A 25,038-nucleotide genomic window follows, 5' to 3' on the forward strand; every position below is an offset into this window, starting at 1 on the left:
GCACACGCGAATTTTCGGACCGAAGAGAAACGAAGCGAAATGACAATGACTCCTGAACAGGCGACCTGGTTCCAGGGCACCTTCCACCGTCTCGTCGAGAACATCGACAAGGCTGTGCAGGGCAAGCACGAGGTGATCAGTCTGGTGCTGGCTGCCATGCTGGCCGAGGGCCACGTGCTGCTCGAAGATGCGCCGGGTACGGGTAAGACGAGCCTCGCCAAGGCGCTCGCCGCCACAGTGCAGGGCACGAGCTCGCGCATCCAGTTCACCCCTGACCTGCTGCCGTCCGACGTCACCGGTGTGACGATCTACGACCAGAAGGACCACCGGTTCGAGTTCCACAAGGGCCCGATCTTCGCGTCGATCGTGCTGGCCGACGAGATCAACCGCGCGTCCCCCAAGACGCAGTCGGCACTGCTCGAGGTCATGGAAGAGTCCAAGGTCACCGTCGACGGTGTCACGCATGAGGCGGGTCGCCCGTTCCTTGTGATCGCAACGCAGAACCCGGTGGAGCAGGCCGGAACCTACAAGCTTCCCGAGGCCCAGCTCGACCGCTTCCTGATCAAGACGTCGATCGGCTACCCCGACCTCGCGGTCACCGAGAGCATTCTGGCCGGAGCATCCGACCGCAACCCCTCTGCGAAACTGTCTGCGATCATCACGACGGGTGCTGTTGCCGACATGGCAGACCTCGGCGCCAGCGTGCACGTCGAACCGGCCGTGCTGCGTTACGTCGCCGAGCTCGCCGAGGCGACGCGCGACGACGCCGGAGTGCGTCTGGGCGTTTCGGTGCGCGGTGCGATCGCCATGGTGCGTCTCGCCAAGGTCTGGGCGGCAGCGCGCGGGCGCCACTATGTGCTCCCCGACGACATCAAGACGCTCATCGCTCCGGCCTGGCAGCACCGCCTCATGCTCGACGCAGAGGCTGAGTTCGCCGGTACGACTGCCGATGTCGTGATCACCCGCGTGCTCGATCGCGTCGCAGCGCCGCAGGCCCGAACGGCAGCGTGATGACGTCGCAGACGCTGCCCGTCGCATCCGACAACGCTCGCGACGCCGGATGGCGTGACGTCGCGGCGCTGCTCGGCGTGCGTGCGGGTGAGCGTCTGCGCAAGATCGTGTCCGTCATCCGCCCGCTCGCGTGGGTGCTCATGGCGTTCGCCGTCGTGTTCTGGATCGTCGGCGCCTCGTTGGGGTGGAAGGAGCTGACCGTCACAGCGGCGATCGTCACGATCATCCTGATGCTGTGCGCGCTGTTCCTCATCGGCCGCACCGAATACGACGTCGATCTCGATCTCGCTCGCACGCGCGTCGTCGTCGGCGAACGCGCGGTCGGCGCGCTCACACTTTCGAACCCGAGCACCAGGGCGATCCTGCCATCGCGCATCGTGCTGCCTGTCGGCGGTGGGCGCGGTGAGTTCGGCATCCAGCGTCTCGCCCCCGGCGAGAAGGCCGAAGAGCTGTTCGCGATTCCCACGCAGCGACGAGGCGTCGTCAAAGTCGGACCTGTCAGCGTCGTCCGTGGCGACCCGCTCGGGTTGTTCGAGCGCGCGCATCGACGGGATGACCCCGTCGATCTCTTCGTGCACCCGCAGACCGTGCTCTTTGACGGACAGTCGCTCGGCTTCCTTCGTGACCTCGAGGGTCTCCCCGCGACGGATCTCTCTCGTGACGACGTGTCGTTCCACGCCCTCAATGAATATCAGCCGGGAGATGACCTGCGGCACGTGCACTGGCGCTCCACCGCCCGCACCGGCGTGATGATGGTGCGGCAGTACGAAGAGACGCGCCGCTCGCACTTCGTCATCGCGCTCTCCCGCTCCAGCGGAGATTACGCGAACATGGCCGACTTCGAACTCGGGGTCTCGATCGCCGGCTCCATCGGTCTGCGCGCACTGCGTGACTCGCAGCGCGTCGACGTGCGCGTGCAGGGCGGCGAGCTGCGCGCCGGCACAGGCAAGCAGCTGCTCGACTCGCTCTCGGCCGTCGAGAACAGCAAGCCGCGAGACGGCGGCATCGCAGAGCTCAGCGGTGTGATCGCCGCCACCATGCCGTTGGCCAGCGTCGTCGTCCTCGTCTGCGGCCCGAAGGTCGCGAATGACGACCTGCGCGTGGCCTGCGCGCGCCTCCCGTTCGGCGCGAAGGTCATCGTCGTCATCGCCGATACCACCGTCGAGACACCCGCCCTGCGGCGTATCACCGACGCCGATATCGTCAGCGTCGGTGCGCTGGCGCAGATTCCGCTTGCACTGCAGAAGGTCCTCGCATGACAACCGACGCATCCACTGAGGTGCCCGTCATCCCCGTGCGCCGCTGGGCATTCGATATCGTCATCGTGCTCGTGCTGATCGGTGCGTCGATCATCGGATTCTGGCCGAGCTTCGCCGGTCCCAGCTACCTGACCGCCGCGGTGGGGGGTGCTGTGCTCGGCATCGTCATCGCCGCGGTGTCGGCCTGGCGACGATGGGGAATCCTCATCGTCGCCGGACTCACGATCGTCGCCTACTTCTTCTTCGGCGGCGCGTTGGCGCTGCCGAACACGACGATCGCCGGATTCATCCCGACCCTCGACACTCTTCGAGAGCTCGCGGTCGGCACTGTCACCTCGTGGAAGCAGCTGCTCACGACCGTCGCACCGGTCTCCGGCGCCGACGGGCACTTCATCGTGCCGTTCCTTCTGACGCTGGTGACTGCGGTGCTCACCGCATCCCTCGCCCTGCGTCTTGCGCAGCCGGGCTGGGCGCTGATTCCTGCCGGGGTGCTGCTCGGCCTCGTGATCGCCTTCGGAACCCCGCAACCGGCTGTGCCCGTCATCCAGGGCGCGATCTTCGCGATCGCGAGCGTCGCCTGGCTCGCCGTTCGCCAGATCTGGGCGCCGCAGAGCGCCGCGGTCTCGGTGGAGGCCGGTGACTCCGCACGCGCCAATCACATGCGCATGCGCCGCCTCATCGCAGGGGCCGCCGTGCTCGTCGTCGCTGTGGGCGCCGGCGTCGCGACGAGCGCATTCACTGCGCCGACCCAGACGCGGCATGTGCTGCGCGACACGATCATCCCGCCCTTCAACGTGCGCGACTACCCGAGCGCGCTGCAGTCGTTCCGCGGCCACGTGCGCGATGACGCGGAGAACACGCTGTTCACCGTGCGCGGTCTGCCCAAGGGCGCCCGCATCCGGCTCGCGGCCATGGACGAGTTCGACGGCCAGGTCATCAACGTCGTCGACGGCGGGCCGGGAACGTCGAGCGCGTTCTCGCCGATCCGATCCAATATGTCGCCCGATGCCGAGGGCGTTCCGGTCACCCTTCAGATCGACATCGACACGTACTCCGACGTGTGGGTTCCGCAGGCGGGTCTCGCCTCCGAGATCCGATTCGCGGGCGAGGATGCTGACGCGTTCCGCCGCAGCACCTACTACAGCAGCGGCGCTGCGACCGCCGTCACCACGAGCGGCCTCCACAAGGGAGACAGCTACACCGTGCAGGCGGTGATCCCCGCCACGGTGACCGACGAGCAGATCGGCGATGCCGAATTCGGCAAGGTGCGTCCGCCGAAGAACGAGAACGTGCCGGAAGAGCTCACCACTCTCGCCGCCGACGTCGTCACTGAGGCGAAGACGCCGGTCGAGCAGGCGAGGGCGCTTTCGACCTTCCTCTCTGAAGACGGATTCTTCAGCCACGGGCTCGAGGGGGAGGTCCTCTCGCGGGCCGGTCACACCTCTGAGCGCATCTCGACGCTCATCGGCGGAGACCAGATGATCGGCGACGACGAGCAGTACGCAGTCGCGATGACTCTGCTCGCAGGAGAGCTGGGCATGCCCGCCCGAGTGGTCATGGGCTTCTACCCCGACGAGAAGGATGCCGGAGCCGCCGACTTCGCGGCCAACGGCGAGAACATCCACGCGTGGGTCGAGGTCAACTTCGACGGATTCGGGTGGGTGCCGTTCGACCCGACGCCGCCTGAGGACCAGGTGCCCAACGACCAGAACACCAAGCCGCGCGCTGATCCGAAGCCGCAGGTGCTGCAGCCGCCGCCCCCGCCGCAGGAGCCGGTGGATCTTCCGCCGACGCTGCCGGACGACCGCGAGTCCGAGGACGAGTCGCTGAACATCCTCGGTGTCATCGGAGCGATCCTCCTCATCGGCGGCATCTCGCTGGCGGTGCTCCTGCTGCTGGCTTCGCCGTTCATCATCATCGGAGCTTGGAAGGCCTCACGGCGCCGGGCACGTCGTTCTGCAGAGCGCACGGCCGACCGGATCGCCGGCGGCTGGGATGAGCTCACCGACCGTGCGGTGGACTACGGCGCGCGGATCACCCCCGGTGCCACCCGCGGCGAAGAAGGGGTCCTCCTCGCCGACTCGATGGCCGTTCCTGCGCTCACGGCTCTTGCTGACCGTGCCGATGCCGAGGTCTTCGGACCGAACGACCCGAGTGCTGAGGACGTGGACGCATTCTGGAAGGAAGTCGACGGCATCGTCGTCGGCCTCGGCACGGAGGCGGGCTTCTGGAAGCGGATGAAGGCCAGGCTGAGTCTGCGTTCGCTGCTGGGCGGGTCGGCATTGCAGACCGGCTTCCAGGGGCTGAAAACGGCTGCGACCGCGCGCATCCGTCGAGAACCTGGCACCATCGAGAACAGCCCGACTGACGCACCCGAGAGCGAGACACCATGACGCAACTGTCGTTCGGCACCGTTGCCCCGACATCCCGACGTGCCGTGGCCTACATCATCGACGCCCTGATCGCCGCAGCCATCGGCATCGTCCTGATCGTCATCCTCGTCGTGATCGGCTTCGCGACGGGTCCAGATGGGCTGCTGGCCGTCGTCGGCCTCGGTGCCCCCGTGGCGTGGCTGCTGATGCTCGGCTGGTTCGTCGTCTACACCTGGATGCAGGGCGGCAAGGGCTCCATCGGCATGCGCGCGCAGGGACTGCGCCTTGCCCGCGAGGCGGACGGCGCTCCCCTCGGTTTCGGGAAGTCGCTGCTGCGCAACATCATCTTCGGCCTTTCGGCCAGCATCGTCGTGGGCTACTTCACGCCGCTGTTCGATGGCACTGGTCGCTTCCAGGGCTGGCACGACAAGGTCGCGCATTCCCTGATGCTGGATGCTCGTGGCGCGGGAGCCGCGGTCGCCGCGCCGGCGACGCAGGCGATGCCCGTCCCGCCGCGCCCAGCTCTGCCGGACGGCGCCCCGCCGGTTCCGGACGGGCGACCAGCACAGTCCGTCCCTGGCTTCGCTGGCACGCTGGCAACACCACAGGGCGCGCCGCAGTTCGCCGCCCCCGCAGAACAGGCACCGGCCCTCGACGAGACCGTGCGCTCGGTCGACGCGCTGCGGCAGCCCGCCGCTCCGCACGCGCCGGCGTTCCCGCCCGCACCGGCGACCCCGCCCGCGCCGATCGCGCACCCCGCCGTACCGGCACCGAGTGACGAGTCGCTCATCGCGTTCGTCCCCGGCATCACGCAGGACGGGCCGCCCGCCCGCAGCACACCGGCGCCCCCGACGCCAGAGGTCCCCGCCGCGCCGGCCGCGGCTCCCGCACCGGCTCCCACGGAGCCGGCCGCTCCCGCGGCTGCCGCCGAGCCGGCCGCTGCTGAACCCGTCACGCAGTCCTCTGAAGACATCGAGGACACCCGCATCAGCATCCCGGGCCATCGACTCGTGTTCACCTGGGATGACGGCACCAGGGTCACCGTGTCGCAGCGCACGGTGTTCGGTCGCAACCCCGCCCCAGAAGACGGCGCGGCGACGGTCTCGGTACGTGATGAGACGCTGTCGCTGTCGAAGACGCACTTCGAAGCGGCCGCAGAGGCATCCGGCGGATGGGTCATGGACCGGCACTCGACCAACGGCACGGCGCTCGTGCGCGACGGTCACCGCATCGTCTGCCCTCCGGGGGAGCAGGTGCGCGTGCGGCTGGGAGATGCGATCGAGATCGGCGACCGCATCGTCACCATCGGAGGATACGCATGACGGCGCCGCTGATCGTCTCGGCCGGTTCGTCGACTCATGCGGGTCTGCGCCGCCCGCTGAATGAGGATTCGGCGCTGGCCAATGCGCCGGTCTTCATCGTCGCCGACGGGATGGGCGGCCACGAGGCGGGTGAGCGCGCGAGCGCTGCCGTCGTCGCCGAGTTCTCGCCCTACATCGGCCGACAGAGCCTCGAACTCGACGACGTGCTCGATGCGCTCAGCAGAGCACGCGAGTCGGTCGAAGCGCTCTCGGTATCGGCGAACGGACGGGCAGGGACGACGCTCAGCGGTGTCGTGCTCGCAGACGTCGACGGCATGGGCTACTGGCTGACCTTCAACATCGGCGACTCCCGCACCTACCGGCTCTGCGAGGGAGAACTCGAGCAGATCAGCGTTGATCACTCGGTCGTGCAGGAACTCATCGAGTCCGGTGAACTCACCGCACTCGAAGCGGCGACTGACCATCGACGAAACATCATCACCAGGGCCATCGGCGCAGGCAGCACCGGCGACGCCGACTTCTGGATGTTCCCCGCCGAGCTCGGCGATCGCATTCTGATCTGCTCTGACGGGCTCTCCTCAGAGGTTGCAGATGACCAGATCGGTGCGATCCTGATGATGGAATCCGATCCGCAGACCGCGGCATCCGTGCTCGTGGGTGAAGCAGTGCACGCCGGCGGACGAGACAACATCACCGTCGTCGTGGTCGATGCGGTGTCGGTGGCATCCCGCCCCGGCGTGCGCATGCGGGCAGATGAGGATATCGACCAGGACACCCGGCCGCGCGCGGCCGCCGTAGGAGGGATGAGCTGATGCAGACGACCTACCGACCCGGAGACTGGTTCATGCTGGTGACACCCCGCGCATTGATCGCGGTGGCACCGGATGCTCCCGAAGAACTCATCTCACGACTCTGGGAGCGTGAGAGCGCAGCGGGTGATCTCGGCAGCGTGATCGACCTGCTCACCGACCAGGCCGCTGGCTCTTTCGCGGCGATGCTCCCGTTCGCCGCGGTCGTGCTCGACGGGAAGAACGCCCGGATCGCGGTGCGCGGAGACGCGACCGTCCAGGTGACGGGACCCGAGGGACAGGATGCCTTCACCGGAGCGAACGTCACGACATGGAGCGAACGCTTCGTCGCCAATGCGAGTCGAATCGCCATCGCCATCGGCGACGAAGAGGATGGTTTCTCGCTCCCGATCGCGGGCGGCGTCGTGCGAGCAGCCCACGTCAGCGCGGACGTCGAGCCCGGTGACGTCGAGCCCGGTGATGTCGAGACAGCGGATGCCGCCGATGATGTGGATGTCGTAGTGGACGCACCGGCTGTCCTGGCGGAGCCCGAACCCGAACCCGAACCCACGCCGGAACCAGCGCCGGAACCCGAGCCAGAGCCCGAACCCGTCGACGATGCTGTTGAAGGCATCACGCTGCTGCCCACCGACGTGACGTACTCTTCGGACACCGACGAGTTCGACCAGCTGTTCGGTGCGACGGTCGTCGCGCCTGGCGCTCCGCCCGCACCGCCGGTTCCTCCGTCACCGATCGCTGCGGTCGAGGGCGATCACGACGGCGCGACGATCTCGGTCGCCGAGGCGCGTGCTCTGCGGCAGAACATTCCCACCGCGGGTCCGGATGCCCCGACCGCTGTTCTTCCCGTGGTCTCAGGAGGTACCACCGGGCGAGTGCGCGTATCCACGGGTCAGGTGGTGACGCTCGACCGCACCGTGATCATCGGCCGCCGACCCCGCTCCACGCGCGCGTCCGGCGCGGACCTGCCGCACTTGATCGCCGTTGAGAGCCCCCAGCACGACATCTCGCGCAGCCACCTCGAGATCCGTCCGGAAGGCGACACCGTCGTCGTCGTCGACCTGCGCACCACGAACGGATCGACGTTGCTGCGTCCGGGATCAGATCCACTGCGTCTGCACCCGGGGGAGCCCACCCTCGTGCTCTCCGGCGATGTGGTCGACCTCGGCGACGGGGTGACGGTCACGTTCGAGGACCTGCCGTGAGCAGACCTCCTTCCGCGCCGCCGGAGCTTCCCGGCTTCACCTATGTGCAGGCGCTGGGGACGGGCGGTTTCGCCGACGTCTTCCTCTACGAACAGCAGATGCCCAAGCGCCGCGTCGCGGTGAAGGTGCTGCTCGCTGACCGCATCTCCAGCGGTGCCGCGAAGGAGTTCGCCGATGAGGCGAACGTGATGGCGATGCTCTCGACGCATCCCGCGATCGTCACGATCTATCAGGCGGGGGTCGCCGGCGACGGTCGTCCCTACCTGGTGATGGAGTACTGCCCGAGGCCGAACTTGCAGACCCGCGCCCGCAAGGAGCCGTTCTCGGTCGCAGAGGCTCTGCGCGTCGGCATCCAGGTTGCAGGGGCGGTCGAGACCGCACATCGTGCGGGCGTGCTGCATCGCGACATCAAGCCGGCCAACATTCTCGTCACGGAATACAACCGACCTGCCCTCACCGACTTCGGTATTGCCTCGACAACGGGATCGGTGGGCGAGGCGACCGGAATGTCGATTCCGTGGTCGCCGCCGGAGTTCTTCGCCGAGAATCCGCAGAGCGGTGCACGCTCTGACGTGTTCGCACTCGGTGCGACCCTGTACACCCTCCTTGCGGGGCGCTCGCCGTTCGAGCGGCCAGGTGAGCGCAACACTAGTGTTGATCTGATCGAGCGCATCGAGCGGATGCCGCTGCCTGCGCTGTCGAGGCCCGACTCTCCTGGCAGCCTGCAGCAGGTGCTCGAGCGCGCGATGGCCAAGAACCCGGACGCACGCTACCCCAGCGCGGTGGCATTCGCGCGGGCGCTGCAGAAAGTGCAGATCGAGCTCTCCCACTCGGTCACGTCGATCGATATCGTCGACGATCACCCCATGCCGGAGGACCTCGACGACGATGGCGAGGGCCTGACTCGCGTCCGCGACATCGTCAACATCGAACCGGATGCCGGAAGCACCCGACCCTCTGCGACGACGCGCCAGTTCGGCAAACCGGCTCCTGAGCCGGTTGCCGATGCTGGACCGCGCTTCGCGCCAGCCGTCGCGGATCAGGTGCCCGACGACACGGTGGTGCGCGTGGCTTCGGCTGGTGTCGTGCCGTTTGCTGACGATGATGACGACGACCGCACTGTCCGCGGCCCGCGCACCGTTTCTCCGGATGCTCCGCTGGATCTCGCTCCGGCTGCGCCTGTCTCGCCGGCCGCCGCGCCGGCTCAGGAGGCTCCCGGCAAGCCGCGCGTCGGCATGTGGATCGCGATCGCCGCGGCCGCGGTGGTGCTCGTCGGCGGTGCGATCGTCGGGGTCAACCTGATGAACAGCGGCGAGGAACCAGCGCCGGTCGCCACACAGGATGAGGTGATCCCGCAGGATCCGGTGTCGGATGCTGTTCCGATCGTGGAAGGTCTCACCGGTGCCAGGAACGGCACAGCCGTCACCTTCAGCTGGACGAATCCTTCGCCCGAAGACGGTGACATGTACCTGTGGCACACGGTAGACCTGGCCGGGGCGGGAAAGACCGAGACGACCGAGAACACCTCGGTGACAGTCGAAGGCGCTGCCGCCGGACAGGTCTGCGTCGACGTCATGCTCCGCCGCGGTGACGGCCGCGCTTCTGAGCCGGTGCGGGGTTGCGTGGGATGACATCCCTGCGTCCGATGACGATCTGAAGGCGCCAGAGAGTCGCAGATCATACGCTGAACGCTCCCACGTGGCAGGATATTCGCCAGGGGGTCGATACGTGACTGAGGTGAATCCTGCTGAGCTCGTCCAGAACGCGGAACGGGACGGGGCGAGCGCTGTAGCGCCGCTTCGCCTGGAGTTCGCCGGTGAATGGTATGACCTGAATCCGGGGGAGCCGTTCATCATCGGTCGCGAGGGCGACCTCGAAGTCGATGACAATCCTTACCTGCACCGACACTTCCTCGAGCTGCGGCACCGCGACGGACTCTGGTGGCTGGCCAACGTCGGGGTGCGTCTGGCGGCCACGATCTCCAGTGCCGGAGGCGCGGTGCAATCCTGGCTGTCGCCAGGTGCGCGGATGCCGCTCGTCTTCGAGCGCAACGTCATCGTCTTCACCGCCGGCCCGGTCACGTACGAGGTGAATCTGTTGACGGACGAGGCCCCCTACGAGGTTTCGCGCGCTGTCGATGCGGTGATGAGCGGTGAGACGACGGTCATGCCGGTCAGCTTCACCACCTTGCAGAAGCAGCTGATCGTCGCACTCGCCGAGCCGATGCTGCGCCGCGAGGGCGTGAGCATGAATGAGCTTCCGTCATCCAGCGCCGCGGCCGAACGCCTCGGATGGACGATGAGCAAGTTCAACCGCAAGCTCGACAACGTCTGCGACAAGCTCGACCGCATGGGTGTGCAGGGTCTGCGCGGCGGTCCGGGCAAGCTCGCCACGAATCGCCGAGCGCGACTGGTGGAATATGCGGTCACCTCGCAGGTCGTGACCCGCGCGGATCTGCCGCTCCTCGACGAGGACGCGCTGCGCAACCACGGCGACTCCGACGACTGAGGTCAGCGCGCGACGTCGGTGAGATGGCGGGCGTGGTGTCCGAGCACCTTCACCATGATCCCGCGGCTGCGCAGGGCACTCGCCGTGCGCGTCTCCTCATCGCGGTCACGGCCGAGTGCGTGCACGTTGGCGACGACGACCACGTCGCCGCGCTGGAGAGTATCGAGAAGTCGAGTGACGCGATCTTCCCAGCTCTCGAGGATGTCGGGAGCCGGATGCCGGAACCCTTCGATCGGCACGCCGAACCGGGTGAGGTCCTCTCGCTGCTGCGTGACTGACGGCATCCCCTCGCGAGAGACGACCAGTCCGACCAATCGTGCGCCCTCTGGACGCGCCGACCACCAGTCATGATCGTCGTCGGCAAGGCACTTCGGGCACTCGGCCGCAGCATGCGGCAGATGCAGTGGGCTCGTAAGAGCAGCATCTGCTGTGTCATTCATGTCACTCATCTGAGACCTCCGGCATCCATTCTGCCCTGTCGTGGTGAACCTGCGCAGCGGATCAGAGCGCACCGAGCGCGCGCACCGCGTCGCGCTCGGAGGCGAGTTCTGCAACCGATGCGTCGATGCGCGCTCGCGCCCACTCATTCAGCTCGAGTCTGTCGACGATCTGCCACGCGCCATCGACCGATCTGACCGGGAAGGACGACACGAGACCTGCCGGCACCCCGTACTCGCCGCGTGAGACGACGCCGGCGCTGGTCCAGTCGTCCGTTCCTCGGACCCAGTCGCGGGTGTGCTCGATCGCCGCATTCGCGGCGGACGCCACCGATGACGATCCGCGCACCTCGATGATCTCGGCTCCGCGCTTCGCCACCCGAGGGATGAAGGTGTCTTCGAGCCAGCCCTGCACATCATCCACGCGCTCCGCGAGAGCATCGCGGAGCGGCCGCCCATCAATGGTCGCGTGGGTGATGTCGGGGAACTGCGTCGCGGAATGGTTCCCCCAGATCGATACGCGACGGATGCTCGAGACCGGGGCGTCCAGCGCGGCAGCGAGCTGCGCTCTGGCGCGGTTCTCGTCGAGACGCGTGAGCGCGGTGAAGCGGTCAGCCGGCACACCGTCAGCGGATGCCGCGGCGATCAGCGCGTTCGTATTGGCGGGGTTGCCGACGACGGTGACGCGCACATCTGCGGCGGCACGGTCCGCGATCGCGGTGCCCTGGGGTCCGAAGATGCCCGCGTTGGCTGCAAGCAGGTCGCCCCGCTCCATGCCGGGTCCACGCGGGCGGGCGCCCACGAGCAGGGCGATGTTGCATCCGTCGAACCCGGTCTTGGCGTCATCGGTGACCTCGACGCTCTCCAGAAGGTCGAATGCGCCGTCGTGCAGCTCGAGCGCTGCGCCTTCTGCGGCTCGGATCCCCTGCGGAATCTCGAGAAGCCGCAACCGCACCTTCTCGCCCTGACCGAGCATGTCGCCGGCCGCGATGCGGAACAGAAGTGCGTATCCGATCTGTCCGCCAGCACCTGTGATCGTGATCGTCGTCGCCATGGGATGAGCCTACGTGCGCGCGGCGTGCAGCGGGGTAATCTCATCTCATGACGTTCAATCCGGATGCCGACATCTCGGGTCACCGCACACGACGACCAGGGCGAACAGCCGCAATCGCCGGCGGCGGCGTCGGCCTGCTCGCCATCGTCGCGCTGATCGCAGGTCCTCTGCTCGGCATCGATCTGTCGGGCCTGGTCGGCATGGGGCAGCAGCAGGGTGGCAATTCTGACTCCGGCAGCTCCGTGCTGGCCTGCGAGACCGGTGAAGACGCCAACACCCAGGACGATTGCCGAATGGCCGGCGCACAGGTGCTGCTCGACGAGTACTGGGGTCAGCACGTCGAGGGGTATACGCCGCCACAGCTGTACGTGTTTCAGGGGCAGACGTCTACGCAGTGCGGCACCGCATCCAACTCGGTGGGTCCGTTCTACTGCCCGCCGGAGCAGGGCGTCTACATCGATCCCGCGTTCTTCCAGATCATGCGTCAGCAGTTCGATGCATCCGCCGGTGAGCTCGCGCAGCTCTACATCGTCGGGCACGAGTGGGGCCACCACATCCAGAACATCACCGGCACGATGGACGCATATCCCAATAACGGAACGGGCCCTGACAGCAACAGCGTGCGCACCGAGCTGCAGGCGGACTGCTACGCGGGCGCATGGCTCGCGTCGGCCGCAGACGAGACGGATGAGAACGGCGTCCACTACCTCGAACCGCCCACGGACGCGCAGATCACCGACGCGCTGAACGCGGCATTCACCGTGGGTGACGATCACATCCAGGAGCAGTCCGGATTCAGCAACCCGGAATCCTGGACGCATGGATCCAGCGAGCAGCGTCAGTTCTGGTTCGCGAACGGCTATCAGAATGGTCTGGGCAGCTGCGACACCTTCGCGGTCGCGGGCGACCAGCTCTGACTCGATCAGGGCGAGGTGATCGCGGCGGGTACGCCGTGGTTCCGCGGGAGAACACGGGTCGCGCGATACGGTGAGAAGGTCGCCGATGGCGACTTATATCGATTCACCGGGGGAAGACCATGAACACGGATGCCCTGTATCCGCCGATCGAACCACATGAGAGCGGCATGCTGCTCGTCGGAGACGGACACCGCATCGCCTGGGAAGTCAGCGGCAACCCGAAGGGCAAGCCCGTCGTCTTCCTGCACGGCGGACCTGGCGGGGGAACAGCTCCGTGGCATCGGCGGTTCTTCGATCCCGAGAAGTACCGGATCGTGCTGTTCGACCAGCGCGGCTGCGGGCGGAGCACACCGCACGCGAGCGCCCCGGACGCCGACCTGCGGTTCAACACCTCGGCTCATCTGGTCGCCGATATCGAACTGCTGCGCAAGAACCTCGGCATCGAGAAGTGGCAGGTGTTCGGCGGCTCGTGGGGGAGCGCACTGGCCCTCGCCTACGCGCAGGCATACCCAGAGGCGGTCACCGAGCTCATTCTCCGCGGCATCTTCACCCTGCGCCGTCTGGAGATCGAATGGTTCTACGAGGGCGGGGCTGCGGCGCTGTTCCCCGATCTGTGGGAGGGCTTCATCGCGCAGATCCCTGTGCTCGAGCGCAACCGGATGATCGAGGCGTATCACCGACGCCTGTTCGATCCCGACCCCCAGGTGCACATTCCGGCCGCGCGGGCCTGGTCGAAGTGGGAGGGGTCGACGATCTCGCTGAAGCCGGATCCCGACACCGTCGAGAGAATGACGGAGGATGCCACGGCAGTGGCGTTCGCGCGGATCGAGAACCACTTCTTCCTCAACCGCGGCTGGTGGACCGAGGGTCAGCTCATCGCCGGCGTGGACGCGATCCGGCACATCCCCGCGGTGATCGTTCAAGGGCGCTACGACGTGTGCACTCCGATGATGACCGCGTGGGACCTGCACCGGGCATGGCCGGAGGCGGAGTTCGTGGTGATCGATGACGCGGGCCACTCGGCATCCGAGCCCGGCATCAAGCAGGCGCTCCGGGACGCCGCCGACCTCTTCGCGGACGACTGATCCCCCGCCCCTCCTGACAGCTCAGGCGCGCAGCGCCTGCAGCAGCGTCTTCGCGAGTCCGACCACGCCACCGTTCGCACGGAAGCGCGTGAGCCCCTCGCTCACTACGGCGCCGGTGCGCGCGGTGACGAACCACGGCGGCTTCGGCAAGATCGTAAAACGGCCCCCGCCGTTCGCGACCGGAAGCGACCGGGGGAACGGGCGGAACGGGCCGCGCAGCACCGAGCGCTCGACGCGGTCGAGCAGCAGCGCGTTGTGGACGACGCCGAGACCGCTGCCGACGTCCTGCAGCGTGTTGCCCGGGAACGCGCCCCAGGTGAGCGTCGGGGTGATGAAGCCGAAAGCTGTCCAGGCGTTGATGGCGATCGAGCCGTAGCGGAGCTCGGTGATCGATCGCTCGAACCCGGTGCCGAGCGAGCGCTGCGTCGCCGGATCGATCAGCAGGTTCGCACCGAGCGTTCCCTGCAGCTTGTCGTTGGCGTGCGCGACCGCGGCATCGAGGAATTCCTGCCCCTGTCCCGACAGCGAGACGACTCCGAGCACGGGCGCGAAGTACTCGGTGTTCTCGAGTGCTGTGGCATCATCATCTGCGCCGATCTCCACGAGGAGTCGGTCGCCGAGCACGAGCGCATCCGGATAGTCGTCGTTCGCCTGCTGCATCCGGCTCGTCGAGCCCGGGTACCAGATCGGGCGCTCTGGAGCCTTGGCGTACGCGCGACGCAGCGCGGCGCGGAACGCATCCGCCTGCGCCCACTCGGACGACATGATCACGACCTGCCCCGCGATGCAGTTGTGCCCGCAGTTCTGCAGGCGCATCGTCGCGATGTGCTCGGCGTGGAAGCGCAGATCAGCTGGGGTCCACTCGCCCGGCACAACGATGATCGGCGAGACACCGCCGAGCTCAGCGGTGATCGGCTTCTTCAGAAGCGGACGGTCCTCGCGTCGCCGGCGCTTGGTCGCTGCCGCATCGCGCGGGCCCCAGGTGATCGCGTCGAACGTCGCCGCCGACCCCGTGATATGCACGTGATCCAGCCGCTTATGCCCGGTGAGGTACGCGCCGACGTCGCCGCCACCGCGGACGATTCGCAGGAACCCGGGCTCGATCAGCGCCGCGAAGGCATGCTCGAACACCGGCACGAGTGCGTCCTGAGTGGGGTTGACCTTGAGCAGCGCGGTGCGGTTGTGGGCGAGGAGCTCGTAGAGAACATCCAGCACGGGGATCGAGGTGACGTTGCCCGCTCCGAGCACGAGACCCACACCGCCGGACTCCTGCGGGGTGCGCTGGGCGAGGCCAGCAGCTGCGCGGGCTGTGCGAGGAGTCGTGCCCGGCTCGAGCCAGACCTCGCCGCTGAAGCCGGAGAGCAGAACCCTGTCGAGTCCGGTGAGCGGGAAGGCATGTACGCGCGCCCTCCCGCCGGGGGCGCGATCGATGCGGATGCCTTCGAGCGGGTTGCGTCCATCCGCCAACCGCGAGAGCGTCTCGGCGTACGCGTCGAGCGCGCCGAGCACACTGTAGGGCCCGGCGAGCCATTCCTCACCGCGTAGCGGGTGGCTGCCGCTGAGTCCCTTGGAAGCGGCCGCGGTATGCGCCCACTCTTCCGCCGATGCCGCGACCGCGGTGCGCACAGCTCGTAGCAGCGTCGCACGCTGGCCGACGCTCAGCGCTGACCACGTGCGAGCCCCTGTCTCGAGGTCGTCGATCGCGGCATCCAATCGTGCGCGCTCGTCCTCGTCGATTCCGCCAGCGGCGGGAACGGACGGGGCATCGGTCGAAGTGGTTGCTGACGTCATCGGCATCTCCTTCGTGCGTGAAGCACAAGTTCGGGTGTATCCAGCTTATGCGGGCACGTGCTCTCGGTCACCAGTCGCGCGAGTCAGGGAAGAGCCGCGCCGGGAGCGTCGATGTCGCTCCGACGCAGGCGGTAGCGCGAGAGCGGAATGAGGCTGAGTGCCATGAGCGCGGCAGGCAGGATGCTGAAGCTGACCACGATGCCCATCACCGCGGCATCCGGTTGCGTGGTCTGGGCCCCGGCGACGCTGGAGATGTATCCGGTGGCGGCCAACGTGAGTGAGACGGCCGTCGCGCCGAGCGCGAAGCCGATCGTCTCGCCAGCGGTCCAGATTCCGGTGAAGGTGCCCGCCTGCCCTGGGCCACTCGTGCGCTCATCGTGCGAGATGACGTCGGGGAGCATCGCCATCGGCAGCGACTGGAGTCCCGCGTACGCAACGCCCGCCACAGCGACCGAGGCGTAGATCCATGCACCCGGCGTCCAGATCGCGACGACGATGGACGTGGCGGCGAGCAGGAACAGGATGCTGGCGGCGAGGAATGCCCGTTCCTTGCCGATGCGGTTCGACACCACGGTCCACCCCGGGGTCGCGATCAGTGCCGGCCCCACGAGTGCGACGAACAGGATCTCGACCGCCGCCTCGTCGCCGAGCACCCATCGGGCGACATACTGCGCTCCGGCGAGCATCGTGCCGGTCGCGAGAGCCTGCAGCAGGAAGGTGCTGAGCAGGGCGCGGAAAGGGATGCTGCGCCGCAGCGCACGGAATCCGGAGAGGTACTCCTCCCGGAGCTTCACACGCGCGGGCACAGATCCAGATGCGGATGCTGATGCTGGTGAGGCTGCGGTGGCATCGTGTGCGGAACGGGTCGCGATGAGCATCCCGATGCCGAGGACGACACCGGCGACGATGCCCATCAGCAGGTATCCGGTCACCGGGTCGCCGGTGGCGCGACGGAGCATCGGCCCGCCCGCACCGAACAGCAGAATCGCCGCGGTGAGGACGACCACACGCCAGCCCAGCAGTCGCGTGCGCTCGTCGTACGACTTCGTGAGCTCGGCAGGGAGGGCGACGTACGGCACCTGGAACAGGCTGAACGCCGTCGCAGTGCCCAGGAACGCGAGCAGCACGCAGGTTGCGCTCGCCGCAGGCCCCCACGACGGCGGCACCGCGAACGTCAGTGCGAAGAACACCGGCAGCATCAGCGCGCCGGTCAGCATGAACCCGCGGCGCGAGCCGGTGCGGGCCAGCTGACGGTCCGATGCCGCACCGATCAGCGGATCGATGATGACGTCCCAGATCTTCGCCGCAGCGACGATGAGGCCGGCGGCGAGGGCGGCGACACCGAGGTTGTCGGTGAGGAAGTAGGTCAGGACGAGCCCTGGCAGGGTCGCGTAACCGCCTGTGCCGAGCGAGCCGATCGCGTACGTGACGATCGTGCGTGCGGACAGGCGAGAGGATGCTCGTTCGGGTCGCGCCTCGGTGCTCATCGCGCCAGTGTATCGGCGCGAGCGCATCAGATCAGCGAGAGCTCGCGGAGCTTGGCGGCGACGTCGTCGTTGGACGGCTCGACGTGGTGCGAAGCATCGGGGTACACGACGACGGGGATGTTCATGCGTCCGGAGATGTCCTTGGCGACGTCTGCGGCAGCCGGGTCGGCCTCGAGGTCGATGTAGGTGTACTCGACACCGAGCTCATCGAGCTGCTTCTTGGTGCGACGGCAGTCGCCGCACCACTCGGCGCCGAACATGGTGATGGTGTCTGGGCTGATCGAAGTCATATTTCCAGGATATTCGTCCACACCTGAACGGGCTCCGTTCCTGCGTGCAGCGCGCGCGTGGGACGATGGATGCCGTCATATCAGCGAGTACGAAGGGGCAAGGCGTGAGCATCGACGTCACCGTCATCGTCCCCACATTCAACGAGCGCGACAACGTCGCCGAGCTCGTCGAGCGGACGACGGCTGCGCTGGCCGGTCGCAATGGCGAGATTCTCTTCGTCGACGACAGCACCGATGACACTGCGGCAGAGATCGAGCGGATCGCTCAGGATGCGTCGATTCCCGTGCGTGTCATTCACCGGGCGGCGAACACGGGTGGCCTCGGTGGTGCGGTCGTCGTCGGTCTTCGCGAAGCATCCGGAGACGTCTGCATCGTGATGGACGGCGATCTGCAGCATCCGCCCGAGCTCATCTCAACGCTGCTCGCCCGGTTCGAGAAGGGCGACGCGGACGTCGTCGCGGCCTCCCGGTATGTCGGCGGCGGCGACTCGGCTGGTCTCGGCACCGCGCTGCGGCTCAGCGTCTCTCGGGCGTCGACATGGCTCACCAAGGCGATGTTCCCGCGGAGGCTGGCGCACAGCACCGATCCGATGACGGGCTTCTTCCTCGTCGAGCGGACTCGGGTCGATCTGCAGGCCCTGCGTCCGCATGGATTCAAGATTCTGCTGGAGATCCTCGCTCGCAGCGATGTGCGCGTTGCCGAGGTGCCGATGGAGTTCTCCGCGCGGCACAGCGGCACCTCGAAGGCATCCTTTCGCCAGGGCGCGACGTTCATCGCCCATCTGACCAGGCTGCGCTTCGGCAAAATGTCACTGTTCGCACTCATCGGAGCAATCGGGGCGGTCGCGAACCTCGGCATCATGTGGCTGCTGACGACCGCGGGCATGCCTTATGTGTGGGCGGCGATCATCGGCGCCGAGGTCACGATCGTCGGCAACTTCCTGCTGCAGGAGCGGTTCGTTTTCGGAGACATGCGGGGCGACGCTCGGGGTGTCTGGGCGCGGTTCGGAGCATCCTTCACGTTCAACAACATCGAGGCGGCGCTGCGCATCCCGATCATGGTGCTCATGGTCGAGACCTGGCACATCTCGAGTGTGCTCGCGACCGCCATCTCACTCGTGGTCGCTTTCTTCGCGCGCTTCCTGTTCCACGCGCTGTTCGTCTACGCGCCGCGTCGCGAGCGCGTGCGAGGGGCGGATGCCGCGGTGAAGACCGACACCGCGGCGACCCGCATCATCGCGGCGATCGACGCCGAGGCGATGCGGCCAGGCGAGCTGTGACTCCGCGAGCACGTCGACCTCTGTGCGCTCAGCCGTGGACGACTTCGCCGCTGATCCAGGTCTGAGCCACTGACGACTCGACTTCGTCATCGAAGGGATCGCCGTCCCAGACCACGAAGTCGGCGAGGCTTCCCGCCTCGAGCCGCCCCGATCCGTCCAGTCGCGATGACCACGCGGACCCGGCCGTGTAGGCCTGCCACGCGGCATCCCGAGTGAGTGCCTGCTCGGCGAAACGGGCCGTACTGTCGCGGGTGAGTGAGCGGTGCACGGCGGCATGGATGCCGAGCAGCGGGTCGGGCGTCGAGACCGGCCAGTCGCTTCCCATTGCGAAGCGCACGCCAGCGCGGGTCCAATCGGCAAGGCGCGACATCCGCCCCATCGGCTCGGGGCCCACGTAACGGAGGTACTGGTCGAAGTCGAGGAAGTCGTCGGCAGTCCACACCGGTTGGAGATTCAACGTCACATCCAGGGCGCGGAAGCGCTCGGCGTCGCCGTTCTCCAAGAACGTCACGTGCGCGATCTGGTGCCGGGTGCCGCGGTGGCCGTTCGACCGCCGTGCGGCAGCGAGGGTGTCCAGTCCCTCATGCACCGCGCGATCGCCGAGGGCGTGCAGGTGCACATCGAAGTCGAGGGCGTCGAGTCGGCAGACCGCTGTCTTGAGGAGCTCGGGTTCGATCGCGAGCACTCCGTTGTGTCCGAGGGGCGCACCCGACGCATCGAAGTAGTCCGCTCGCATGGCGGCGGTGCCGGACTCATGCACGCCGTCGACGAAGATCTTGACGGCGGGCGCAGAGAACCGCCCGAGCGGCAGTTCCGCACGGCGCGCGACGAGCTCGTCGATCTGATCGAGCCCACGATTGCGATCCCAGCCCAGCGCACCCGAGACGCGCGCGGTGAGGAGACCGCCTTCGGCGAGAGAGCGGTAAGCGGCCGAGGCATCCGGTGATCCCTGGATCTCGCCGATGAATGCGTCCTGCCAGCCGACGATCCCCAGCGCGTGCAGCCGGCGCTGGGCCGCACGCATCACACGCTGCTGGGTGGCGGCGTCTGGTGGCGCGACGGCTGCGAACAGCGCATTCAGAGTGCTCTCGTTGACGATTCCGGTCGGTGCGCCGTCGTCGGAGCGCTCGAGAAAGCCGGACTCCGCATCGAGGAGGCCCGAGGCGTGCAGTGCCGCAGTGTTCGCGAGCGCGCCGTGTCGGTCGCTGTTGATGAGGACGACCGGATGCTCCGCTTCCACCGCATCCAATTCGCGCCGGGTGATCCGCTCGGCGGAGAAGCGGATGGCGGAGTACCCCGCCACGACGACCCACGACCCGGCGGACGCGGATGCTGCCGCTGTCCTCACTTGCTGCCAGCACTCCTCGACTGTGGAGTCGGGAGTGACGGAGACTCCACCGAGCGCGAGTTCGGCGGCCAGCGGGTGCACATGAGCGTCGATGAAGCCCGGCGTGATGACACGCCCGTCCAGATCGATGCGACGTGTGCCTCCTGACGCCTCGACGAGGTCGCCATCGCCGACCGCGCGAATGGTCCCTCCCTCGACGAGAAGCGCTGACGCACCGGCCGAAGCGGTGCCTCGAACGCGTACGCCGGTGATCAGAAGAGTGGTGTCGCCAGACATGATTCACAGGTTATCCGGGCTTCCCCGGTCGTGATCGGTTAGACTGGTTCTGCAACACCGAGTTCTTGCCGCAATTCCGGCGCTCGTGCTGCCACTGATCAGGGCCGTAAAGGACCGCTCGCACCGACGCGCGCGGCATCCGCTCTTGATCACAAGAATTTCGGGTGCGCCTGCGCGCGCCCGTCCACAGCAATGAGTATCACCATGAGTAACACCACCACCACCCATCCACCTCAACCCCTGTTCTGGAAGCAGGCCGACGAGGACGTGTACGTCGCAACGCGCGACGGCGAATTCGCCGGTTTCGTCGAGAACGACGGCTCCGCGCACGTTGTGCACGACAGTCGGGGCGCTGACCTCGGATCCTTCGAGACGCTGGAAGACGCACGACGCGCGCTGGAAGGCGCGGCCAAGCTTCGCGGGCGTTCGATCCGACAGACTCTGCGGCGCCATCTGAGTAAGGCGCGCTCCTGAGAGACCGCCAGGAGGATGCAACGTATACGCAGTGACGCATACGGACAGCGTTAGCCTGGCACCAGCGATCGGCAACTGCCCTTGGCTTCCGCAGCTCAAGGGCTCCGATCGGCAGGAGGACCCTATTTCCACTTCCACCGTCACCGAACCGACCAGCACTCTCGGACGTGTGCGCCAGACGTACTCCGGGAACGCGGATTTCCCCCCGATGGCCAAGGCGTACCGGAGCGTTTCACAGGTAGTGAAGGAGATGGGTCTTCTGCAGAGGACTCCGCGCTTCTACAGTTTCGTCGCCGCGGGCATCGCGCTCGCGCTCGGCGGTGCGATCACTGGGTTCATCCTCCTCGGGGACAGCTGGTTCCAGCTCCTCATCGCCGCAGCCCTCGGCATCATCTTCACGCAGATCGGGTTCCTCGGCCATGAGGCCGCGCACCGTCAGGTCCTGTCTTCGGGACCGGCGAACTTCCGGCTTGCCCGGATTCTGATCGGTTCCATCGGGATGAGTTATTCCTGGTGGGATAACAAGCACACCAAGCATCACGGGAACCCGAACCAGGTCGGCAAGGACCCGGACATCGCGGTCGATACCATCTCATTCGTTGAAGAGGATGCCGCGAAGTCGCGCGGTCTCATCCGCCTGATCACCCGCAAGCAGGGGTGGCTGTTCTTCCCACTGCTCACGTTGCTCGGGCTGAACCTGCATCTCCAGGGACTCAAGTACCTCGTCACGAAGAAGGGCGTCAAGGGTCGCTGGCTCGAACTGGCGCTCATCGTGGGGCGCCTTGCGCTCGTGCTGGTGCCGGTCTTCCTGCTGCTCCCCCTGGGCATGGCGTTTGCGTTCGCCGGTGTGCAGTTCGCGGTCTTCGGCGTCTACATGGGCATCGCGTTCGCTCCGAACCACAAGGGCATGCCGATCATCGACCCCGGTGCTCGCCTGGACTTCTTCACCAAACAGGTTCGCACTTCGCGCAACGTCTCTGGCGGCTGGTGGGTCACGTGGCTGCTGGGCGGGCTCAACTACCAGGTCGAGCACCACCTGTTCCCCAGCATGTCGCGCCTGCACCTGGCCAAGGCTCGCAGCATCGTGCGCGACTACTGCATTTCCAACGACGTGCCGTACACCGAGACCACCCTGTTGCGCTCGTACGCGATCGTCGTGCAGTACCTGAACCGCGTGGGACTCGCAGCCAGTGACCCGTTCGACTGCCCGGCAGTGACGCAGTTCCAGCGGGCGTAGCCCGCGCAGCCGGAGCAGTGCATCGAGCCGTAGGCTCGAAGCATGGCCGAGCTGCACGAACTGACCGCGATCGATCAGCTGGCGGCGCTCCGCGCTCGCGAAGTGAGCCCTGCCGATCTGACTCAGCACTATCTCGATCGCATCGCACGGTTCGATGACGGACTCGGCGCCTTCGTCGAGGTGACAGCGGATGCTGCGCTCGAACGCGCAGCAGCGCTTACGGCCGGCGAACCGAGCGGAGCCCTCTGGGGCTTGCCGTTCGGCGACAAGGACCTCGTTCCGCGCGCCGGTGTTCCGACCCGGTTCGGCTCGCGCCTGCATCGCGACTTCGTTCCGGATGCCACGGGCGACCAGGCCGCGGTGCTCGACGAGGCCGGCGGTATTAGCCTCGGCAAGACCAATACGCCGGAGTTCGGGCTCACCGGTTATACCGAGACGCAGATCGCGCCGCCCGCGCGTGACCCGTGGAACCCGGCCAACGGCGCAGGGGGCTCGAGCGGAGGAGCGGCGACCGCCGTCGCTGCGGGCCTGCTCCCGCTGGCTCCCGCATCTGATGGCGGAGGGTCGATCCGCATTCCCGCGGCGACCGTCGGTGTGGTCGGCATCAAGCCATCGCGCGGACGAGTACCGTTCGCATCCGGCCTGGACAGCCCTGGGGGCCTTCCAGTCGCCGGTCCCATCGCCCGCACCGTTGCCGATGCCGCGCTGCTGCTCGATGTGCAGGTCGCCGGCCGTCCCCACCCGTATGCGACGGCCGCGCCCGGTTCTGGCTCTTTCCTCGCCGCGGCCAGAGGGCTTGGAGCATCCGCTCGCATCGGCGTGACGACAGTCTCGCCATGGGATGACGCTGATGACATTCGGCTCGACCCTGATGCGGCGCGCGCGGTGGCGATCGCCGCCGCCCTGCTCTCGGATGCGGGAGGAAACGTCGACGCGTTCGATTGGCGCCCGCACGGGTACGCCGAGATGTTCACGACGATCTGGCGCACGAGCGCCGCGCGTATGACGCTCTCGGATGCGCAGCTAGAACTCGTCGAGCCGATCACCGCCTGGCTGGTGCGCGAGGGGCGCAAGCTCACCGGACCGCAGGTGCTGGACGCGCTCGCGACGGCGACGGTCTTCGAGCGCGAGACGATCACGGCTTTCGCACCCTTCGACGCGGTGCTCACCCCCGCGCTGGCGTTGCCGCCGCAGCCGGTCGGGTGGTTCGACGCATCCGATGCCGCGCACAATTTCTCACAGCAGGTGCGCTACGCGCCGTACTCGAGCTTCGTCAATGTGGCAGGGCTCCCGGCGATCGTCGTGCCCGTGACGCGAGATGTCTCTGGGCACCCGGTGAGCGTGCAGTTGATCGGGCGCCCTGGCGGCGAGGCCGCGATCATCGCACTGGCCGCGACGCTGGAGCGTCGCGTGGGCGTGCTGCCGCACCCGCCGGTGTGGGAGCTCAGCGCCTGAGGCGAGCGCGCGACTTCGAGACACTGGCGAGCGTGGCTCGCAGCGGCGTTCCGAGATACAGACCGAGGGATGCGCCAGCGGCGAGTCCGATCCCGATCGATGCGGCGAGCACGAGCGGACCGACGCCGTCCAGCATCCCTTCGGCGGTTCCATCGGAGTCGACGATGCCGAGAAGGCCGCGGAAGACGGCGGTTCCGGGCACGAGCGGCACGATCGCCGCTGTCGTCACCGCGACCGATGGCACGTGCACTCCGCGGGCGGTGAGGATGCCGATGAAGCTCGCCAGCAGCGCGCCGATCGCACTGGCCCCGGGCGGCTGCACGCCGAGCGCGATCGTCGCGCTGTAGCCGAGGATCGCGATCGTGCTGAGGAAAGCGCTGACGAGGATGATGCGCATTCCCGCGCCATTGAACAGCGCGACCGCGACCGCGATGATGATCGCGCCGCCGACCTGCGCGACCAACGACCCGAAGGGGATCGCATCGGTCGGCAGCGGGATGCTGACGCCGAAGATTCGGGCAGCCTCGAGGCCGATCAGGATGCCGAGGACCACCCCGAGGGTCTGCATCGTCAGATCCAGGATGCGCCCGCCGGCCGTGAGGGCGAATCCGTCGATGGCGTCCTGTGCGGCGCCGACGACGGTGAGCCCCGAGAGCATGAGCACGATTCCCGACGCGACGATGATCGACGGCTGCACATCGACGAAGGGGGCGACCTCGGCATGGCCGAGGGCCGCGACCACGGCTGTGACTGCGGTGATGACGAATCCGCCGGCGATCTGGCTGAAGAACAGCGGAACCTGAAGCCGGGCGAGACCCGCCTGAGTGAATGCTGCGGCGAGGGCGGCGAGGAAGCTCAGTCCGATGATGATCGGCGAGGCGCCGTAGAGGATCGCGACGCCGACGGCGAGCAGGGCGCGGGCGAAGAGGACGACGATGGGGCGGTAGAGGAATGGCGTCCGCCGGATTATGCGGAAAGCGAGGCGCGCCTCATCGAGGTCCATTCCGTCAGTGATGTCGACGACGAGCGCCTGCAGGCGCTGCAGCTTGGCGTGGTCGGGGGAGGCGGCGCGTACGACCCGGATCAGCGTGGTCGGCCAGTCGTCCTCGCCGCGGTGGTACGAGACGCTGACCGCGCTGAAAGTGACATCGACGTGCACCCCGGTGAGCCCATAAACGCGGGCGACGCGGATGATCGCGAATGTCACATCGTGCGCTGATGCCCCGACCGCGAACATCGATTCGCCGATCCGCATCGCGAGATCGAGGATCTTCACGACGATGGTGTCGGTCAAGACCGTATACGCCTCGGTCAGAGCGACCTTGTCGGGGTCGGTGCGGATGACTCGGCCCACCGAGTTCAGAATGCGGAAGCGTCGTTCAGTGGCCATGTCTCCATTGTCTCGAGTCGCGGCGGGCAGGAGG

At 67.4% G+C, this 25,038-nt stretch carries 21 protein-coding genes; 14 read left to right on the plus strand and 7 right to left on the minus strand.

From position 1 onward, the window contains the following. Nucleotides 1-39 precede the first annotated feature (39 nt). From ACN0RC_RS06275 to ACN0RC_RS06310, 8 genes are all read left to right on the plus strand, one after another. Nucleotides 40-1,011: an AAA family ATPase gene (locus tag ACN0RC_RS06275; RefSeq protein ID WP_417509909.1), complete on the plus strand. Its 972-nt coding sequence runs from the start codon at nucleotides 40-42 to the stop codon at nucleotides 1,009-1,011. Further along, nucleotides 1,011-2,270: a DUF58 domain-containing protein gene (locus tag ACN0RC_RS06280; protein ID WP_417509911.1), complete on the plus strand. Its 1,260-nt coding sequence runs from the start codon at nucleotides 1,011-1,013 to the stop codon at nucleotides 2,268-2,270. The genes ACN0RC_RS06275 and ACN0RC_RS06280 overlap by 1 nt, the downstream gene beginning before the upstream one ends. After that, entirely contained in the window at nucleotides 2,267-4,663 is a 2,397-nt protein-coding gene (locus ACN0RC_RS06285) for a transglutaminaseTgpA domain-containing protein (RefSeq protein WP_417509913.1), read from the plus strand. Before ACN0RC_RS06280 ends, ACN0RC_RS06285 begins: the two co-directional genes overlap by 4 nt. Beyond that, nucleotides 4,660-5,964, plus strand: coding sequence for an RDD family protein (locus tag ACN0RC_RS06290; protein ID WP_417509915.1), 1,305 nt, complete (start codon nucleotides 4,660-4,662; stop codon nucleotides 5,962-5,964). Before ACN0RC_RS06285 ends, ACN0RC_RS06290 begins: the two co-directional genes overlap by 4 nt. Next, on the plus strand, nucleotides 5,961-6,776 hold the full coding sequence (locus tag ACN0RC_RS06295) for a PP2C family protein-serine/threonine phosphatase (RefSeq protein WP_417509917.1): 816 nt from the start codon (nucleotides 5,961-5,963) through the stop codon (nucleotides 6,774-6,776). The genes ACN0RC_RS06290 and ACN0RC_RS06295 overlap by 4 nt, the downstream gene beginning before the upstream one ends. Further along, nucleotides 6,776-7,975, plus strand: coding sequence for an FHA domain-containing protein (locus tag ACN0RC_RS06300; protein WP_417509919.1), 1,200 nt, complete (start codon nucleotides 6,776-6,778; stop codon nucleotides 7,973-7,975). Before ACN0RC_RS06295 ends, ACN0RC_RS06300 begins: the two co-directional genes overlap by 1 nt. Then, nucleotides 7,972-9,606, plus strand: a complete 1,635-nt coding sequence (locus ACN0RC_RS06305) for a serine/threonine-protein kinase (protein ID WP_417509921.1) — start codon at nucleotides 7,972-7,974, stop codon at nucleotides 9,604-9,606. The genes ACN0RC_RS06300 and ACN0RC_RS06305 overlap by 4 nt, the downstream gene beginning before the upstream one ends. A 106-nt stretch (nucleotides 9,607-9,712) precedes the next feature. After that, nucleotides 9,713-10,483: a hypothetical protein gene (locus ACN0RC_RS06310; RefSeq protein WP_417510444.1), complete on the plus strand. Its 771-nt coding sequence runs from the start codon at nucleotides 9,713-9,715 to the stop codon at nucleotides 10,481-10,483. A gap of 2 nt (nucleotides 10,484-10,485) precedes the next feature. Here ACN0RC_RS06310 and ACN0RC_RS06315 read toward each other — a convergent pair whose 3' ends face one another. Together ACN0RC_RS06315 and ACN0RC_RS06320 are read right to left on the minus strand one after the other, a co-directional pair. Then, entirely contained in the window at nucleotides 10,486-10,923 is a 438-nt protein-coding gene (locus ACN0RC_RS06315; protein WP_417509923.1) for a dehydrogenase, read from the minus strand. A gap of 61 nt (nucleotides 10,924-10,984) precedes the next feature. Beyond that, the gene (locus ACN0RC_RS06320; RefSeq protein WP_417509924.1) at nucleotides 10,985-11,974 is read right to left on the minus strand and encodes a malate dehydrogenase; all 990 of its coding nucleotides are present in this window, start codon (nucleotides 11,972-11,974) and stop codon (nucleotides 10,985-10,987) included. A 47-nt stretch (nucleotides 11,975-12,021) separates the two neighbouring features. Here ACN0RC_RS06320 and ACN0RC_RS06325 point away from each other — a divergent pair, with 47 nt between their 5' ends. Both ACN0RC_RS06325 and pip read left to right on the plus strand, forming a co-directional pair. Then, a complete protein-coding gene (locus tag ACN0RC_RS06325; RefSeq protein ID WP_417509926.1) occupies nucleotides 12,022-12,891 on the plus strand; it encodes a neutral zinc metallopeptidase in 870 nt (289 codons plus the stop codon). Nucleotides 12,892-13,010: 119 nt separating this feature from the next. Continuing rightward, nucleotides 13,011-13,976: a prolyl aminopeptidase gene (gene pip, locus ACN0RC_RS06330; RefSeq protein ID WP_417509928.1), complete on the plus strand. Its 966-nt coding sequence runs from the start codon at nucleotides 13,011-13,013 to the stop codon at nucleotides 13,974-13,976. Between the two features lie 21 nt (nucleotides 13,977-13,997). Here pip and ACN0RC_RS06335 read toward each other — a convergent pair whose 3' ends face one another. The 3 genes from ACN0RC_RS06335 to ACN0RC_RS06345 form a co-directional block, all read right to left on the minus strand. Further along, nucleotides 13,998-15,767 carry an aldehyde dehydrogenase family protein gene (locus tag ACN0RC_RS06335; protein WP_417509930.1) on the minus strand — a complete coding sequence of 590 codons (1,770 nt, stop codon included), beginning with the start codon at nucleotides 15,765-15,767 and terminating at the stop codon, nucleotides 13,998-14,000. A gap of 83 nt (nucleotides 15,768-15,850) precedes the next feature. After that, a complete protein-coding gene (locus ACN0RC_RS06340; protein WP_417509932.1) occupies nucleotides 15,851-17,254 on the minus strand; it encodes an MFS transporter in 1,404 nt (467 codons plus the stop codon). Nucleotides 17,255-17,280: 26 nt separating this feature from the next. Continuing rightward, on the minus strand, nucleotides 17,281-17,544 hold the full coding sequence (locus ACN0RC_RS06345) for a glutaredoxin family protein (RefSeq protein ID WP_417509934.1): 264 nt from the start codon (nucleotides 17,542-17,544) through the stop codon (nucleotides 17,281-17,283). A gap of 110 nt (nucleotides 17,545-17,654) precedes the next feature. Between ACN0RC_RS06345 and ACN0RC_RS06350 the strand changes: the two genes are divergently transcribed. Continuing rightward, the gene (locus ACN0RC_RS06350; RefSeq protein ID WP_417510446.1) at nucleotides 17,655-18,824 is read left to right on the plus strand and encodes a glycosyltransferase; all 1,170 of its coding nucleotides are present in this window, start codon (nucleotides 17,655-17,657) and stop codon (nucleotides 18,822-18,824) included. 28 nt (nucleotides 18,825-18,852) lie between these two features. Here ACN0RC_RS06350 and ACN0RC_RS06355 read toward each other — a convergent pair whose 3' ends face one another. Next, a complete protein-coding gene (locus ACN0RC_RS06355) occupies nucleotides 18,853-20,448 on the minus strand; it encodes an amidohydrolase (RefSeq protein ID WP_417509936.1) in 1,596 nt (531 codons plus the stop codon). Nucleotides 20,449-20,652: 204 nt separating this feature from the next. Between ACN0RC_RS06355 and ACN0RC_RS06360 the strand changes: the two genes are divergently transcribed. The 3 genes from ACN0RC_RS06360 (at nucleotide 20,653) to ACN0RC_RS06370 (ending at nucleotide 23,614) form a co-directional block, all read left to right on the plus strand. Next, entirely contained in the window at nucleotides 20,653-20,922 is a 270-nt protein-coding gene (locus ACN0RC_RS06360; RefSeq protein WP_417509938.1) for a hypothetical protein, read from the plus strand. Between the two features lie 124 nt (nucleotides 20,923-21,046). After that, nucleotides 21,047-22,159 carry an acyl-CoA desaturase gene (locus ACN0RC_RS06365; protein WP_417510448.1) on the plus strand — a complete coding sequence of 371 codons (1,113 nt, stop codon included), beginning with the start codon at nucleotides 21,047-21,049 and terminating at the stop codon, nucleotides 22,157-22,159. A gap of 42 nt (nucleotides 22,160-22,201) precedes the next feature. Beyond that, nucleotides 22,202-23,614 carry an amidase gene (locus tag ACN0RC_RS06370; RefSeq protein ID WP_417509940.1) on the plus strand — a complete coding sequence of 471 codons (1,413 nt, stop codon included), beginning with the start codon at nucleotides 22,202-22,204 and terminating at the stop codon, nucleotides 23,612-23,614. Here ACN0RC_RS06370 and ACN0RC_RS06375 read toward each other — a convergent pair. Beyond that, a complete protein-coding gene (locus ACN0RC_RS06375; protein WP_417509942.1) occupies nucleotides 23,604-25,004 on the minus strand; it encodes a threonine/serine ThrE exporter family protein in 1,401 nt (466 codons plus the stop codon). The two genes, ACN0RC_RS06370 and ACN0RC_RS06375, sit on opposite strands and share 11 nt — an antisense overlap. Between the last annotated feature and the right edge of the window lie 34 nt (nucleotides 25,005-25,038).

Origin of the sequence: Microbacterium sp. (assembly GCF_048259935.1) — a bacterium.
GTDB lineage: Bacteria > Actinomycetota > Actinomycetes > Actinomycetales > Microbacteriaceae > Microbacterium.

Coding starts and splice junctions, on each gene's coding strand:
- ACN0RC_RS06340 (WP_417509932.1), bottom strand. CDS start 17,254: ATGAGCACCGAGGCGCGACCCGAACGAGCATCCTCTCGCCTGTCCGCA.
- ACN0RC_RS06325 (WP_417509926.1), top strand. CDS start 12,022: ATGACGTTCAATCCGGATGCCGACATCTCGGGTCACCGCACACGACGA.
- ACN0RC_RS06315 (WP_417509923.1), bottom strand. CDS start 10,923: ATGAATGACACAGCAGATGCTGCTCTTACGAGCCCACTGCATCTGCCG.
- ACN0RC_RS06275 (WP_417509909.1), top strand. CDS start 40: ATGACAATGACTCCTGAACAGGCGACCTGGTTCCAGGGCACCTTCCAC.
- ACN0RC_RS06375 (WP_417509942.1), bottom strand. CDS start 25,004: ATGGCCACTGAACGACGCTTCCGCATTCTGAACTCGGTGGGCCGAGTC.
- ACN0RC_RS06300 (WP_417509919.1), top strand. CDS start 6,776: ATGCAGACGACCTACCGACCCGGAGACTGGTTCATGCTGGTGACACCC.
- pip (WP_417509928.1), top strand. CDS start 13,011: ATGAACACGGATGCCCTGTATCCGCCGATCGAACCACATGAGAGCGGC.
- ACN0RC_RS06360 (WP_417509938.1), top strand. CDS start 20,653: ATGAGTAACACCACCACCACCCATCCACCTCAACCCCTGTTCTGGAAG.
- ACN0RC_RS06355 (WP_417509936.1), bottom strand. CDS start 20,448: ATGTCTGGCGACACCACTCTTCTGATCACCGGCGTACGCGTTCGAGGC.
- ACN0RC_RS06335 (WP_417509930.1), bottom strand. CDS start 15,767: ATGACGTCAGCAACCACTTCGACCGATGCCCCGTCCGTTCCCGCCGCT.
- ACN0RC_RS06295 (WP_417509917.1), top strand. CDS start 5,961: ATGACGGCGCCGCTGATCGTCTCGGCCGGTTCGTCGACTCATGCGGGT.
- ACN0RC_RS06370 (WP_417509940.1), top strand. CDS start 22,202: ATGGCCGAGCTGCACGAACTGACCGCGATCGATCAGCTGGCGGCGCTC.
- ACN0RC_RS06290 (WP_417509915.1), top strand. CDS start 4,660: ATGACGCAACTGTCGTTCGGCACCGTTGCCCCGACATCCCGACGTGCC.
- ACN0RC_RS06280 (WP_417509911.1), top strand. CDS start 1,011: ATGACGTCGCAGACGCTGCCCGTCGCATCCGACAACGCTCGCGACGCC.
- ACN0RC_RS06285 (WP_417509913.1), top strand. CDS start 2,267: ATGACAACCGACGCATCCACTGAGGTGCCCGTCATCCCCGTGCGCCGC.
- ACN0RC_RS06320 (WP_417509924.1), bottom strand. CDS start 11,974: ATGGCGACGACGATCACGATCACAGGTGCTGGCGGACAGATCGGATAC.
- ACN0RC_RS06345 (WP_417509934.1), bottom strand. CDS start 17,544: ATGACTTCGATCAGCCCAGACACCATCACCATGTTCGGCGCCGAGTGG.